Source organism: Prodigiosinella confusarubida (assembly GCF_002847015.1).
In the GTDB taxonomy this organism is placed as follows: domain Bacteria; phylum Pseudomonadota; class Gammaproteobacteria; order Enterobacterales; family Enterobacteriaceae; genus Prodigiosinella; species Prodigiosinella aquatilis.
Genome location: NZ_CP025085.1, coordinates 1,248,363 through 1,262,495, shown reverse-complemented (window position 1 = coordinate 1,262,495; position 14,133 = coordinate 1,248,363). Strand labels below are relative to the sequence as shown.

Sequence of the window (14,133 nt, the reverse complement as noted above, 5' to 3'; positions counted from 1 at the left end):
ACAATCACTCTTCTTCTGTTTTGCAATCATCAACTGACGGCAATGCGTTTCTCAAGGTCATGTACCCCAGTACAGCGGCCACTAATGAAGCCAGCAAAATACCTAGCTTAGCGTACAGAATAAATGCTGAGTCACCGCCACTAAATGCCAACAACGTAATAAAAATCGACATTGTGAATCCGATACCACACAGCATGGAAACGGCCATGACCTGGCGGAAATTGACGCCTACGGGTAACTTTGCGAATCCCAGCTTTATCACTAGCCAGCTACATAGGGAAATGCCAATCGGTTTCCCAAGTAATAATCCCGCACAAATACCTGCAACCAGTGGCGAAAAAAGATTCTCCAGTTCAATACCCTTCAGCCCGATACCAGCATTGGCAAAAGCAAACAGCGGAATAATCAGAAAAGAGACCCAAATCTCCAATCCATGCTCCAGGGAGGTCGCTGGTGATGGTTTGCCATCAGACGCCTGCAATGGAATGAAGAAACCCACAATAACGCCAGCCAACGTAGCATGTATGCCAGATTTCAGAATGCAAACCCAAAGTACAATACCGACCAACAGATAAGCCGAGGTTTTCAGTACGTTCTGCTGGTTCATATATGTCAATGCCAACACGGCTAGCAACGCCCCCGCCAATGCGGGCCAATAGATCTGGTGAGTATAGAAAATAGCAATAACGATGATTGCCCCCAGATCATCAATAATCGCCAGCGCCAGCAAAAATACCTTTAAACCAGGTGGTACGCGCTTTCCCAATAGCACCAGAATACCCACGGCAAACGCAATGTCTGTCGCGGCTGGGATTGCCCATCCGGCGCGAGTCTGGTCGTCATAGGCGTTAAACAGTAGAAATATCAATGCAGGGAACACCATACCACCGATAGCCGCTGCTACAGGTAATAACGCCTGACTACGACTTGCCAGTGTCCCGCTGATCAATTCACGCTTTACCTCAAGCCCTATCATCAGAAAAAAGATGGCCATCAGACCATCATTGATCCACAGCAATAGTGACTTATTAATCTCCAGCGCCCCCAGTTTGAAAACCACCGGCAGTTCAAGGAAATATTGATATGCGGCGACAGTGAAAGACGTATTGGCCATTACCAACGCCAGTAAAGTCGCCGCAATTAAAGTCACTCCTGCTGCGGCATCCAGGCTGGTAAAACGCCGAAGTATATTGATCATGTCATTCTTCTCTCTTGGTCGGCAGAAACAGGGATAATCGCGTCTGGTATGAAGGTACAAGGTTACGTAACTTCATCTATCGATAAAAGCAGTTTTAAATTGAACTATTACTCGGGAAAACCGATGTTTCTTTCCAGAAAATAGAATGCCGGAAAACGTTTACGAAGAGATAAAAAAACCGGCTGGCTTACACCAACCGGTTTTATGTTTCATTCAACACCGATTTAACGGGTCAAATCATCAAAGAACTTTTTCACACCCTCAAAAAAGTTTTTGGAGCGCGGACTGTTCCGTTCACCAGATGGACCACCAAAACTTTCGTCCAATTCCTGTAACAGTTGTCTCTGACGCTCATTCAGCTTAACCGGGGTTTCTACCACAACACGGCACAATAAATCACCCTGAGCTCCGCCACGCACTGATTTAACGCCTTTACCACGCATTCTGAACAATTTGCCAGTCTGTGTTTCTTCTGGCACTTTTAGTTTTACACGCCCATCCAGTGTAGGGACTTCAATCTCGCCCCCCAACGCCGCCATGGCAAAATTTATTGGCACTTCACAGTATAGGTTATTATCTTCACGCTGGAAGATGGGGTGTTGCCGGACCTGTACCTGAACATACAAATCTCCGGCTGGAGCGCCAAACTCCCCCGCCTCACCCTCACCAGAAAGTCGGATCCGGTCACCGGTATCAACCCCAGCCGGAATTTTAACCGATAGTGTTTTGCTTTTCTCTACACGCCCGTGACCATGACATTTCACGCAGGGATCTTTAATGATTTTTCCACGACCATGACAATGCGGACAAGTCTGCTGAACCGTGAAAAAGCCCTGACGCATCTGAACCTGACCATTGCCATGACAAGTAGGACAGGTTACTGGCGAACTGCCGGGTTTGGCACCGCTTCCATGGCAAACATCACACTCTTCCAACGCGGGGATACGGATTTCTTTGGTGACGCCACGAACAGCCTCTTCTAGCGTCAATTCCATATTATAACGTAAATCGGCACCACGACTTGCACGCTGACGACGATTGCCACCAAAGATATCGCCAAAAACGTCGCCAAAAATATCACCGAAATCGGCGCCATTACCACCACCGAAACCGCCACCGCCCATACCACCTTGCTCAAACGCGGCATGGCCATACTGGTCATAAGCTGCGCGTTTCTGCGCATCGGTTAAAATTTCATAAGCTTCTTTGACTTCTTTAAACTTGGCTTCAGAGCCTTTATCACCAGGATTGCGATCTGGATGATATTTCATCGCTAAACGCTTATAAGCCTTCTTGATTTCACGCTCATCGGCACTGTTGGAAACACCTAACGTCTCGTAGTAATCTTGCTTCGCCATTCTTTTGCCCTGCCCTCAACATGCGTGCACGGGCGTAGAGTTTCCCCGACGCCCGTGCTTGGTTGCCAGCAACAGTATGAGTTACCGCTACCGTGCCCGCTTAAGGGCGATTATTTCTTGTCTTTTACTTCTTCGAATTCAGCGTCGACAACATCGTCATCCTGATGAGCCGCATTGTCACCAGCACTTGCACTTGCGTCAGCACCAGCTTGTGCCTGCTGTTGCTGCGCCGCTTCCAACAGTTTGGTAGACGCCTCAGCCAGTGATTGAATCTTCGCTTCAATATCAGCCTTGTCTTCAGATTTCAATGCACCTTCCAATGCCTTCAGAGCGTCATCAATCGCCGTCTTATCACTATCAGCCAGTTTATCACCAGACTCTTCCAGCTGTTTACGGGTACTGTGCAACAGATGGTCACCCTGATTGCGCGCCTGTACCAATTCTTCGAACTTGCGATCTGATTCAGCATTGGCTTCTGCATCACGTACCATGCTCTGGATCTCTTCTTCGTTCAAGCCGGAAGAGGCTTTAATAGTGATCTTCTGCTCACGACCGCTGTTCTTGTCTTTTGCCGAAACATGCAGGATACCATCGGCATCGATGTCAAAAGTGACTTCAATCTGCGGCATACCACGCGGAGATGGCTGAATACCATCCAGGTTAAACTGACCCAGTGACTTGTTATCCTGAGCGCGCTTACGTTCCCCTTGCAGCACATGGATAGTCACTGCGGACTGATTGTCTTCTGCCGTTGAGAACACTTGGCTGTGTTTGGTCGGGATAGTCGTGTTCTTCGCAATCAGCGCCGTCATCACACCACCCATTGTTTCAATCCCCAGAGACAATGGCGAAACATCCAGCAGCAACACGTCTTTCACATCACCAGCCAGAACGCCGCCCTGAACCGCAGCACCAATCGCTACCGCTTCGTCAGGGTTAACATCTTTACGCGGTTCTTTACCGAAGAAATCAGCCACTTTCTTCTGAACCATCGGCATACGGGTTTGGCCACCAACCAGGATCACATCCTGAATGTCAGAAACTGACAATCCAGCATCCTGCAATGCCACTTTCAATGGTTCCAGAGTTCGGGTAACCAAATTCTCGACCAGTGATTCCAACTTGGCGCGGGTTACTTTAATATTCAGATGTTTAGGACCAGAGGCATCCGCCGTAATGTACGGCAGGTTAACATCGGTCTGCTGAGCAGAAGACAGCTCAATTTTCGCTTTTTCTGCTGCTTCTTTCAGACGCTGCATGGCCAGTGGATCATTACGCAGGTCAAAGCCCTGATCTTTTTTGAACTCATCGACCAGATAATTAATCATAAGGCTATCGAAGTCTTCACCACCCAGATGGGTATCACCATTGGTCGCCAACACTTCAAACGTTTTTTCGCCGTCGACATCATCGATTTCAATGATGGAAATATCGAAGGTACCACCGCCTAGATCGTAAACCGCGATAGTACGGTTACCAACCTCTTTATCCAGGCCATAAGCCAGTGCCGCCGCCGTTGGTTCATTGATGATACGTTTTACTTCCAGACCAGCGATACGACCAGCATCTTTGGTTGCCTGACGCTGAGCATCGTTAAAGTAAGCCGGAACGGTAATTACCGCTTCGGTGACAGCTTCCCCCAGGTAGTCTTCTGCCGTTTTTTTCATTTTCTTCAGCACTTCAGCTGAAATCTGCGGCGGAGCCATTTTCTGGTCTTTCACTTCCAGCCAGGCGTCACCGTTATCTGCCGCAATAATTTTATACGGCATGATATTGGTGTCACGCTGAACTTCTTCATCTTTAAAACGACGACCAATCAGACGCTTAATCGCAAACAGCGTATTTTTCGGGTTAGTCACCGCCTGACGTTTAGCCGGTTGGCCAACCAGAGTTTCACCGTCTTGCGTATAAGCAATGATTGAAGGGGTAGTACGATCACCTTCGCTGTTTTCCAGTACCTTAACCTGCGTACCATCCATAATCGCTACACAAGAGTTGGTTGTACCCAAGTCGATACCAATTATCTTACCCATCTAAACATCTCCACTAAAAAGTCATATTCGGTGTGGTAGTTCAACCTAACTATGCGGGCGAAATTCTGTTTTTCAACCACCCGGTATAGTCTTCTTAATCGGTCAAACCGTTTTGGATGAAGTTAAGATGGGGACAACAAATCACGCATCAAGGGTCAACAATGAAAAAAAGTGGTCTTTTCCCTCTTTCTATCAAATTATTCTCAATTCGTGATGTTGTACGACTTCCCCCCTCCCGTTATGATGCCGCGCTCACAAAAAAAAGAGAACAAACCCGATATGTTAATGAAACGTAACACCTCAGAAAACACCTTTGACAATCTGTTAAAACATCTTTGACAATCTGTTATTGAAGAGGATTTATGCATACAAATACACTGGCAAATCCTGGTCCGTTAGGACTGATGGGTTTTGGGATGACCACGGTTTTATTAAACCTGCATAACGCAGGCTTTTTCTCGCTATCTGCCATTATTTTAAGCACAGGAATCTTCTATGGCGGTATCGCCCAGATCCTGGCTGGTATGTTGGAGTATAAAAAAGGCAATACTTTCGGTGTAACTGCATTTACTTCTTATGGTGCATTTTGGCTAACACTGGTTGCCATCATCATGCTGCCAAAAATGGGTCTGGCAGAAGCCAGTGATGCCAAATTCCTGGGTGTATTCCTTGGTCTATGGGGTGTTTTCACACTGTTTATGTTTTTTGGCACGCTGTGCGCCAATCGCGCATTACAATTTGTATTTGCCAGCCTGACATTACTATTTGCACTGTTGGCTATCGGTAATTTTACTGGTAACCATGGATTGATAATTTTTGCTGGTTATGAAGGGATTATCTGTGGGGCCAGTGCAATTTATCTCGCAATGGCTGAAGTGGTGAACGAACAAATGGGACGGACTATTCTGCCTATTGGTGCCCCCGCGTCTTCCGGTACACACTGACAGATATTCTGAATCGAGTAGGAGGCGGGATTGCTCCCGCCGTCCTCTCACACCACCGTACGTACGGTTCCGTATACGGCGGTTCATTGTTAACGCTGGAACTGCCGCTGAAGTTCCGGCAGTGATAATAATCCCGCTTCTGAGAACCACTTCTTCGGGAACGCATGGTTCATGTGGCTCGCTCCCGAGTTCCACCACGGACCCCGTTGATTGCTCGCTGATATCCACGCTTTCTCCTCTGTTAACCCTCTCCTCATTAGCATTCTTGCTCGGGCATACGACCTTTTACTGTTTCTCCATATCAGGCAGCGAAGTTTCCGTCGTATCCAGCCATCCTGCTCTTCCAGGCATCCTTTTACTTCCGTTAGTCCAAAGTAGTTCATCCAGCCCCGCAACACCGGATTAAGCTCTCTGAGCACTCTCTTTACCGATTGAGAACTGTTTCCCGTCGTAAGCCTGCGGATTTTATCCTTCAACCGCGAGAGACTGCTCTCCGAGATCTTCAACTTCGTTATTTTGTGCTGGGTGACACTGTACCCCAGGAATTTCCTTTTCCACGGCCTGTCCACCGCGCTTTTATGAGCGTTTACCTTTAACCTGAGTTTATTTTCCAGATAGTGGCTTATCTCTTTCATCGCGTGTTCGCCTGCCTGACGACTGCATACATAGATATTACCGTCGTCCGCATACCGGCAAAACTTGTGGCCTCGCCGCTCCAGTTCACGATCAAGGTCCGTCAGTAAAATGTTCGATAACAACGGCGAGAGCGGGCTACCTTGCGGCATACCTTCCCGTCGCCTCGTTATTTCACTCCCCGCGACCCTGTCCGCTTCCAGATATCGCCTGATCAGCTTGAGCAACCGTGTGTCTTTGATTTTCCAGCTCAACCGCGCCATCAGGATGTCATGGTTAACCCTATCAAAGAACTTTTCCAGATCCAGATCGACCACCCACCGTCGACCACTTTGCATATAGGATTGGGCTTGTTGCACTGCCTGTCCCGCATTCCGGCCCGGTCGGAAGCCGTAGCTGGAGTCTGAGAACTCGGGCTCATAATCAGGCGTGAGATGTTGTTGGATAGCTTGCTGGATCAGTCTGTCTACTACCGTCGGGATACCCAGTATCCGTACCCCGCCATCTGGCTTGGGGATTTCTACCTGGCGTATCGCCTGCGGGACATAGTTCCCTTGCAATAAAGCCTCTCTGACGCTTGCCCAATGTTGCTTCAGCCAGCCTTTGAGTTCACCAACGCTCAGGTTATCTACCCCTGCCGCGCCTTTGTTCTCCACGACTCGCTGGTAGGCCAGCATCAAGTTGCTTCGGGTTATCACCGTTTCCATACTCAGCGGCACTTCCGTTTTCGTTTGCTCACCTTTCGCCGTGTACGTTTCAGCACCCACAACATACCTACACGAGCTCCGCTCGCCTCCTTCTGTTCGGGCTGCGGTTGCCCGCACTTGTGCATCATCAACGTCCATCGAGATAAGGCGTCCTAATCACGGTTATCAATGTTCAGCCCTTCATGGTGCCGGTTTTACATCACGACTACGGCCTCGGCTGACTTCTGTTGTTCCCTCCCAACACCTCACGATATCGGTAGCACAGTGGCAGAACAACAGATCTCCCGGGGTAATTCGCGCGACCTTCCTGCTTATGCCTGTCAGATTTACGTCACAGCGTTCCGTGCAAGTATTGGGCTTTGACGATATTGGCCGCCTTACCCCGCTGTGCCGCCTAATCTGCTTCCTGTTCGTCAGACCAGCATTTTGCCTTCAGCTTCCTTCAGATCCCACCTCACGATGAGCACCCTTGCCGTTCGGCTAACACTTCCCCTTGCCGGGTGTGTAGAGGACTTTCACCGCCAAGTCACCGGTTTGACCCCCATAGCCAAACCAGTTGCGCTCACGCGCAACGCGCCGTGCCCGGCGCACCAAAGAAAAAAACAGGTCCGGTTACCGGGCCTGTTTTTTTACATATACAGGTCAAATACTGGCAGGCGAACTTACGTTATCCAGGCTCTCGACAATACTCTCATCCTCACTGCGGATATCATGTCGCAAATAAATGCCCAACAAAACTCCTACGCCCGACAATGCCAGTACATAGAATGCAGGAGCCAGCGGCGTCAATTTCATAATCAAGGTTACGAAAATAGGGGTTAATCCACCAAAAATAGCGTAAGCCACGTTATAGGAGAACGAAATCCCGGAGAAACGCACCTCCGCCGGGAATGCTTTGACCATCACATAGGGAACCGCACCGACAATACCAACGCTGAATCCAGCCAGCGCATAACTGACAAATAACAGGGTATGATCTTTGGCCGCACTCGTGTAAAAAAACCAGCTACAGACCGCCAGTAACAGGCTACCGATAATAAATGTCCTACTGGCACCGAGACGATCAATAGTCAATCCGGCCGTAATACACCCTAATGCCAGAGCGATGGTTGCCAGGCTATTTGCCTGCAACGCCAGCGCTGGAGCTATACCATGCAATTTCTGCAGATAGGTAGGGGACATCAGAATCACCACGACAATTCCCGCAGATAACATCCAGGTTAACAACATGGAAACTACGACTGCCTTCCTATGATTGACCACCACGGATTTTAACGGCAATTCGTCAGCCAGCTTTTTGTGTGCCTGCATTTCCATGAAAATGGGTGTTTCTTGTAGCCAACGGCGTAAATACATTGCCACCAGACCAAAGATCCCACCAATGAAGAAAGGAATGCGCCAACCCCCCATGATGATTTGTGCCGGTAACATCACGGTGTTCAGTACTGTCGCAATCAACGACCCTAACAAGATGCCAAGCGTCAGTCCCGCAGTCAGTATGCCGCAGGCAATACCGATACGCGAACGGGGAACATGCTCGGAAACAAATACCCATGCCCCTGGCACTTCGCCGCCAATCGCCGCCCCTTGCAATACTCGCATTAGCAGCAATAGCAATGGCGCAGCAATCCCCGCTGACACATAAGTCGGCAACATCCCCATACCCAGAGTTGGCAGAGCCATCAGGAGGATACTTAGACTGAACATCTTCTTACGACCGACCAAATCGCCAAAGTGCGCCATGATGATCCCACCCAACGGTCTGGCCAGATAACCTGCTGCAAAAATACCAAAGGTTTGAACCTGACGCAGCCAGTCAGGTATATCTGCCGGGAAAAAGAGGTCGCCAATCACGGCAGCAAAAAAGACGAAAATGATGAAATCGTAAAACTCCAAGGCTCCGCCTAGTGCAGCCAGAGAAAGGGTTTTGTAGTCCTGCCGGTTTAACCGACGATGCTGTTCGTAGTGCATAAATTACCGCGCGATACCAGAGAGTCAGAGATAAAAAAACAGACACAAGTGTAAATAATAAATTACTATACCGGCAAAAATTTGATACACCAGCAAAGCTGAATCTTATGTTTGAAATTCTCTAACTTCAGTTTTTTATTTCACGAATAGCATTTTTAGGACGGAAAGCTGCTACGACATTGGGATCAGTGTCGATATATGGACCTTCCAATAATTGTATGCAGTAGGGAATACTGGCAAAAATTCCTGCGACAACCACGCGACCGGTTTCATCTTTCAGGCCGGTCAGGGTTTCACGAATCGATTTCGGCTGTCCCGGCAAATTCAGTATTAATGCCTGTTTACGGATTACCCCCACCTGACGGGACAAGATGGCTGTCGGTACAAACCGCAAGCTTATTTGACGCATTTGCTCACCAAACCCAGGCATTTCACGATCGGCAACAGCCAATGTGGCATCGGGAGTCACATCACGTCGGGCAGGCCCGGTTCCTCCGGTGGTCAGCACCAGATGGCACCCACACTCATCCACCAGTTCACATAAGACTTGTTCAATCAGCGATTGCTCGTCCGGAACCAAACGGGTTTCCACTTCAAACGCGGTTGTCAGGGCGTCCGTCAGCCATTCCTGTAAAGCAGGTATCCCTTTATCTTGATAGACACCAGTGGATGCTCTGTCAGAAACCGACACCAAACCAACACGCAGCATATCCATAAACATCTCCTCTTGAGCAAAAACCTCATTTTATCAGCAGGATTATGCGTTAACTGCAAGAAATAACCACTTTCAGGACGGAAAGGCTGGTCATCAATTGTCATAACGGCAGATATCAGTTGAGTCGAACTGTTGTTGGAAAGGTTATTAAGATACTTGATGATGCAGAATGGTATTGAAAATACAACCGACTCAGGCCGGGCCGGCTGTTTGTTGACACGCCTATTTTTACAATAGATCTGTGATCATTTTTTCCAGTTTTTCCTGGTCTATCGCAAATTTGCGAATACCTTCGGCCAATTTATCAACGGCCATAGGATCCTGATTATGCTGCCAGTAAAACGCAGACTCGCTCATTCTGGCGGGGCGGGCTTTCACTTCCCCTGTATAGGATAATTTACGAGCAACTTCGCCCTGGCTTTCCGCCAGTTCCTTCAGTAACGCAGGCGCGATGGTCAGACGATCACAACCAGCCAGCTCGGTAATTTCACCAATATTACGGAAGCTAGCGCCCATCACCACGGTCTCATAACCATGTGATTTGTAATACTGATAAATTTCGCTGACGGAAACCACACCGGGATCTTCATGTGGCGCAAATTCTTTTTTATCACCATTGGCCTTGTACCAATCCAGAATACGTCCAACAAACGGGGAAATCAGGAATACGCCGGCTTCGGCACAAGCACGAGCCTGAGCGAAAGAGAACAGTAGAGTCAGGTTACAGTTGATTCCTTCCTTCTCTAGTTGTTCGGCAGCACGAATGCCCTGCCAGGTAGCGGCCAGCTTGATCAGGATGCGATCATTGCTGATACCTGCATCGTTATACAGTTTGATCAGATGCTTCGCCTTGGCGACGCTGGCTTCGGTGTCATAAGACAGACGAGCATCCACCTCGGTGGAAATTCGTCCTGGAATCAGCTTCAAAATTTCCAGACCGATATTAACCGCCAGCTTGTCAGTGGCATCAGTAAGTTGCTGCTCGCGTTTGCCACTTTGTACTCGCGCCCAGTCAATAGCATTATCAATCAATTTGCGATATTCAGGGATTTGTGCGGCATTCAGAATCAGGGAAGGGTTGGTAGTGGCATCCTGCGGCTGGTACAGCTTCATTGCCGCGATATCGCCAGTATCAGCCACGACTGTTGTTAGTTGGCGTAGGGAAGTCAGTTTATCCGTCATGTTGGCCTTTCTCATTGTTAGTGCATGAACTGGTGGCAAAGTGCTACTGCCAGAGCCTGATAATAACACGCGCGAAAACCGGTGCAAGTTGCCCCTTTAAAATCATACCTGCATTTTAACTGGTTATTTATACTTATAAATCATAAAGATAATTACACTATAACAGATATTGCAATAATCGAGTCAGGCTGTACAGGGACTGGTGCGCTAAATATCGGCAGTGTTATCGCTGATTACCTTGCTCTCTCAGAACCATTGCCCCTTTCTTTCCGGGTTTTTGCTACAGTAGAGCCATCAGAACTGAATGGGATACGCCGATGCTAATTACTATTTCCCCTGCAAAAACACTGGACTACACCAGCGCTCTGCCAACCGAGCGTTATACCCAGCCAGCATTGCTCGATTATTCGCGGCAACTAATTGAATATTGCAGACAGCTTACCCCAGCGGACATTGCTTCCTTGATGGGGATTAGCGATAAACTGGCCGGACTAAATGCCGGGCGCTTTAATGACTGGCATCCAGACTTTACGCCGGAAAATGCCCGGCAGGCACTGTTGGCATTTAAAGGCGATGTATATACCGGGATGAATGCGGAAAGTTTTAGTGATACGGATTTCGATTTTGCCCAACAACATTTACGGATATTGTCCGGGCTGTATGGTGTCTTGCGCCCACTGGATTTAATGCAGCCTTACCGGCTGGAGATGGGAATAAAACTCACTAACCGCGCTGGAAACAATCTCTATCAGTTTTGGGGGGATATCATCACCGAAAAGCTGAATCAGGCGCTGAGCGAACAGGGAGACAATATCCTGATCAATCTGGCTTCTGATGAGTATTTCAAGTCGGTAAAACCGCACAAACTAAACGCGCGCTTAATCAAACCTGTCTTTCTGGATGAAAAGAATGGCAAATTCAAAGTCATCAGTTTCTATGCCAAGAAAGCCCGTGGCCTGATGAGCCGTTTTATTATCCAGAATCAGCTTTCTCAACCAGAACAGTTGAAAGATTTCAATCTAGAGAGTTATTACTTTGAAGCCAGTGGATCCTCTGCCGATGAGTTGGTTTTTAAACGGCACGAACACTGAGTGATAACGGATAACAACCAATCACACCGGACAAAAAAGGTGACATGACGTCACCCTTTTTGAACTCATCCTTTATTTAACGTGGCAGTTCCATCAAGAATTTACGCAACGCGGCAAACTCAGGCGCAAAATGATGAGAGAGCAGCGGCAGTTCGGCTCTTTCGGCCAGTGCCTGCGGCAATTCCAGCGTTTTCCCCAGAATCGCTTCTACGCTTTCCTTGAATTTCGCCGGATGCGCCGTTCCCAGGAACAGACCAAACTCGCCGGGCTGAAGCTGATCACGCAGCAAACGGTAAGCAATCGCCGCATGTGGCTCAGAGGTATAACCCAATGCTTCCAGCTCAAGCATGGTCGCTTTGGTGGTTTCGTCACTCACGGCACCGAAACCCAGTTCGTTGAGTTTCCAGGCTTTACGGCGGAACAATTCTTCCACACGCGGCCAGTTGTTAGGCTGACTGACATCCATGGCATTGGATAAGGTCGCTACCGTCTGATTCGGTTGCCATGCGCCGTTTTCCAGGAAACGCGGCACGGTATCGTTGACATTGGTAGCAGCAATAAAGCGCTTCACTGGTAACCCAAGAGATTTCGCCAGCAATCCTGCCGTCAAATCACCAAAGTTTCCACTGGGGACTGAGATAACCAGTTGATTACGTAATGCCTGTGGCAGCTGTGCCACCGCTTCAAAGTAGTAACAGATTTGTGCTAACAATCGACTGATATTGATAGAATTTGCAGAATTCAGCCCGACAGTTTGTTTCAGCTCTTCATCATCAAATGCTTGCTTCACCAATGCCTGACAGGCATCAAAATCACTATCGATGGCGATGGTGTGAATGTTTCCCCCTAACGTGCAGAATAGTTTTTCCTGCAACGGGCTGATTTTGCCGCGCGGATAGAGGATCACCACACGCACATTTTTCAGTCCGTAAAACGCATGGGCTACCGCCGCGCCGGTATCGCCGGATGTGGCTGTCAGAATGGTAATTTGCTGATCACCTGCGACTTCTGTCAGCATTTGCGCCATAAAGCGACCACCAAAATCCTTAAACGCCAGCGTCGGACCATGGAACAGCTCCAGCGCCGCAATATCTTCACTCACCGAAACCACGGGCGCAGGAAAACAGAATGCGGCTTTAACCCGTTGGTAAATGGTTTCATCAGGCATTTCATCGCCAATGAAAGCGGACAGGATACGACTGCTGCGAGTAACAAAGTCCTGAGACAGCAGATTATCAATCTCTGTCAGGTTAAATTCCGGTAGTTCCAGTGGAAAAAATAGCCCTTGCTGACTACCCAGCCCTTGCTTGATCGCCTGGGCAAAATCGACCTGTTCATTGTGATCTTTCAGATTGTACAGTTTCATGCGTTATCCCAATTGTCGCGCGCCTGTCGTATCCAGACGGCAAATATGAACAAAACCTTCTTCATTTTGCAGATAATTAATCCGCAGCCAATCAGCCAGACGCTGGGCCACGCTCATATCATTGCACACCGAGAACAGCGTCGGCCCCGAACCTGAAATACCACAAGCCAGTGCACCGATATCCTGTGCGGCATGACGAGCCTCGGCAAAACCGGGCAACAGCTGCGTGCGATAAGGTTCCGCAATGACATCTTTCATCAGTTTAGCCGCTAATGCAGCCTGACCGGTATGGCAAGCATGGATAAATCCTGCCAGATAACGGCCATGGCTGATGCAGTCCTGGCGACGGTATTGTGCCGGTAGAATGGCTCGCGCCTCTGCGGTAGAAACTTTAATCCCCGGATAGGCCATCACCCATAACCAATCGTCAAATCCCGGTACCGGCTGGCTGATGATGTCGTTTTCTCCAATCATCAGTTGGATGCCTCCCAAAAAACAGGGAGCGACATTGTCATAATGGACGCTACCGGAAATACGACCTTCCAGCTCCCCCATCAACGTCAGCAGCCGGGTATCATCCAACGGCTTATCACAGAATTCATTCATTGCCATCAAACCAGCCACGACAGAACAAGCGCTGGAGCCAAGCCCGGAGCCAATCGGCATGTTTTTCTCCAACCGCATGGCTACCGGGATCGTCTCACCAATCTCCTGGCAGAAACGTTCCCAACACTGATAGACAATGTTCTGTTTCGGGTCGTCAGGCAATTTACTGACAAATCGGCCCTCATTTTGCAGGCTGAACTGGTCAGCCGCCTTTACCGATACACAATCACCCAGTAACGCGCCATCAACTGGAGAAACCGCCGCACCGAGCACATCAAATCCAACACTCACATTACCAATGGATGCCGGGGCATAAACCCTAACCATAA

11 protein-coding genes are annotated in these 14,133 nt (G+C 48.8%); 2 read left to right on the top strand and 9 right to left on the bottom strand.

Annotated elements, in window-relative coordinates; genetic code table 11:
• Positions 1-4: 4 nt before the first annotated feature.
• The 3 genes from nhaA to dnaK all read right to left on the bottom strand — a co-directional run bounded on the left by nhaA (position 5) and on the right by dnaK (position 4,589).
• Positions 5-1,198: a Na+/H+ antiporter NhaA gene (gene nhaA / locus CWC46_RS05850; protein WP_021017191.1), complete on the bottom strand. Its 1,194-nt coding sequence runs from the start codon at positions 1,196-1,198 to the stop codon at positions 5-7.
• A gap of 224 nt (positions 1,199-1,422) precedes the next feature.
• Positions 1,423-2,556: a molecular chaperone DnaJ gene (dnaJ, locus tag CWC46_RS05845; RefSeq protein ID WP_021017192.1), complete on the bottom strand. Its 1,134-nt coding sequence runs from the start codon at positions 2,554-2,556 to the stop codon at positions 1,423-1,425.
• Positions 2,557-2,666: 110 nt separating this feature from the next.
• Entirely contained in the window at positions 2,667-4,589 is a 1,923-nt protein-coding gene (gene dnaK, locus CWC46_RS05840; protein ID WP_021017193.1) for a molecular chaperone DnaK, read from the bottom strand.
• 362 nt (positions 4,590-4,951) lie between these two features.
• On the opposite strand from dnaK, the gene satP reads away from it, so the two are divergent.
• A complete protein-coding gene (gene satP, locus CWC46_RS05835) occupies positions 4,952-5,533 on the top strand; it encodes an acetate uptake transporter (RefSeq protein ID WP_021017195.1) in 582 nt (193 codons plus the stop codon).
• 89 nt (positions 5,534-5,622) lie between these two features.
• Here satP and ltrA read toward each other — a convergent pair whose 3' ends face one another.
• The 4 genes from ltrA to tal all read right to left on the bottom strand — a co-directional run bounded on the left by ltrA (position 5,623) and on the right by tal (position 10,741).
• On the bottom strand, positions 5,623-6,933 hold the full coding sequence (gene ltrA / locus CWC46_RS05830) for a group II intron reverse transcriptase/maturase (protein ID WP_237160209.1): 1,311 nt from the start codon (positions 6,931-6,933) through the stop codon (positions 5,623-5,625).
• Between the two features lie 582 nt (positions 6,934-7,515).
• Complete coding sequence (locus tag CWC46_RS05825; RefSeq protein WP_021017197.1) at positions 7,516-8,844, bottom strand: MFS transporter; 1,329 nt, start codon at positions 8,842-8,844, stop codon at positions 7,516-7,518.
• A gap of 127 nt (positions 8,845-8,971) precedes the next feature.
• A complete protein-coding gene (gene mog / locus CWC46_RS05820) occupies positions 8,972-9,559 on the bottom strand; it encodes a molybdopterin adenylyltransferase (RefSeq protein ID WP_021017198.1) in 588 nt (195 codons plus the stop codon).
• 228 nt (positions 9,560-9,787) lie between these two features.
• Positions 9,788-10,741, bottom strand: a complete 954-nt coding sequence (tal, locus tag CWC46_RS05815) for a transaldolase (RefSeq protein ID WP_021017199.1) — start codon at positions 10,739-10,741, stop codon at positions 9,788-9,790.
• Positions 10,742-11,058: 317 nt separating this feature from the next.
• Between tal and yaaA the strand changes: the two genes are divergently transcribed.
• Positions 11,059-11,832 carry a peroxide stress protein YaaA gene (gene yaaA, locus CWC46_RS05810; RefSeq protein ID WP_021017200.1) on the top strand — a complete coding sequence of 258 codons (774 nt, stop codon included), beginning with the start codon at positions 11,059-11,061 and terminating at the stop codon, positions 11,830-11,832.
• 76 nt (positions 11,833-11,908) lie between these two features.
• On the opposite strand, the gene thrC is transcribed toward yaaA, so the two are convergent.
• Both thrC and thrB read right to left on the bottom strand, forming a co-directional pair.
• Positions 11,909-13,198 (bottom strand): threonine synthase, encoded by a 1,290-nt coding sequence (gene thrC / locus CWC46_RS05805; protein WP_021017201.1) that lies wholly within the window; start codon positions 13,196-13,198, stop codon positions 11,909-11,911.
• A gap of 3 nt (positions 13,199-13,201) precedes the next feature.
• Entirely contained in the window at positions 13,202-14,131 is a 930-nt protein-coding gene (gene thrB / locus CWC46_RS05800) for a homoserine kinase (protein ID WP_021017202.1), read from the bottom strand.
• Between the last annotated feature and the right edge of the window lie 2 nt (positions 14,132-14,133).

Coding starts and splice junctions, on each gene's coding strand:
- nhaA (WP_021017191.1), bottom strand. CDS start 1,198: ATGATCAATATACTTCGGCGTTTTACCAGCCTGGATGCCGCAGCAGGA.
- dnaJ (WP_021017192.1), bottom strand. CDS start 2,556: ATGGCGAAGCAAGATTACTACGAGACGTTAGGTGTTTCCAACAGTGCC.
- dnaK (WP_021017193.1), bottom strand. CDS start 4,589: ATGGGTAAGATAATTGGTATCGACTTGGGTACAACCAACTCTTGTGTA.
- satP (WP_021017195.1), top strand. CDS start 4,952: ATGCATACAAATACACTGGCAAATCCTGGTCCGTTAGGACTGATGGGT.
- CWC46_RS05825 (WP_021017197.1), bottom strand. CDS start 8,844: ATGCACTACGAACAGCATCGTCGGTTAAACCGGCAGGACTACAAAACC.
- mog (WP_021017198.1), bottom strand. CDS start 9,559: ATGGATATGCTGCGTGTTGGTTTGGTGTCGGTTTCTGACAGAGCATCC.
- tal (WP_021017199.1), bottom strand. CDS start 10,741: ATGACGGATAAACTGACTTCCCTACGCCAACTAACAACAGTCGTGGCT.
- yaaA (WP_021017200.1), top strand. CDS start 11,059: ATGCTAATTACTATTTCCCCTGCAAAAACACTGGACTACACCAGCGCT.
- thrC (WP_021017201.1), bottom strand. CDS start 13,198: ATGAAACTGTACAATCTGAAAGATCACAATGAACAGGTCGATTTTGCC.
- thrB (WP_021017202.1), bottom strand. CDS start 14,131: ATGGTTAGGGTTTATGCCCCGGCATCCATTGGTAATGTGAGTGTTGGA.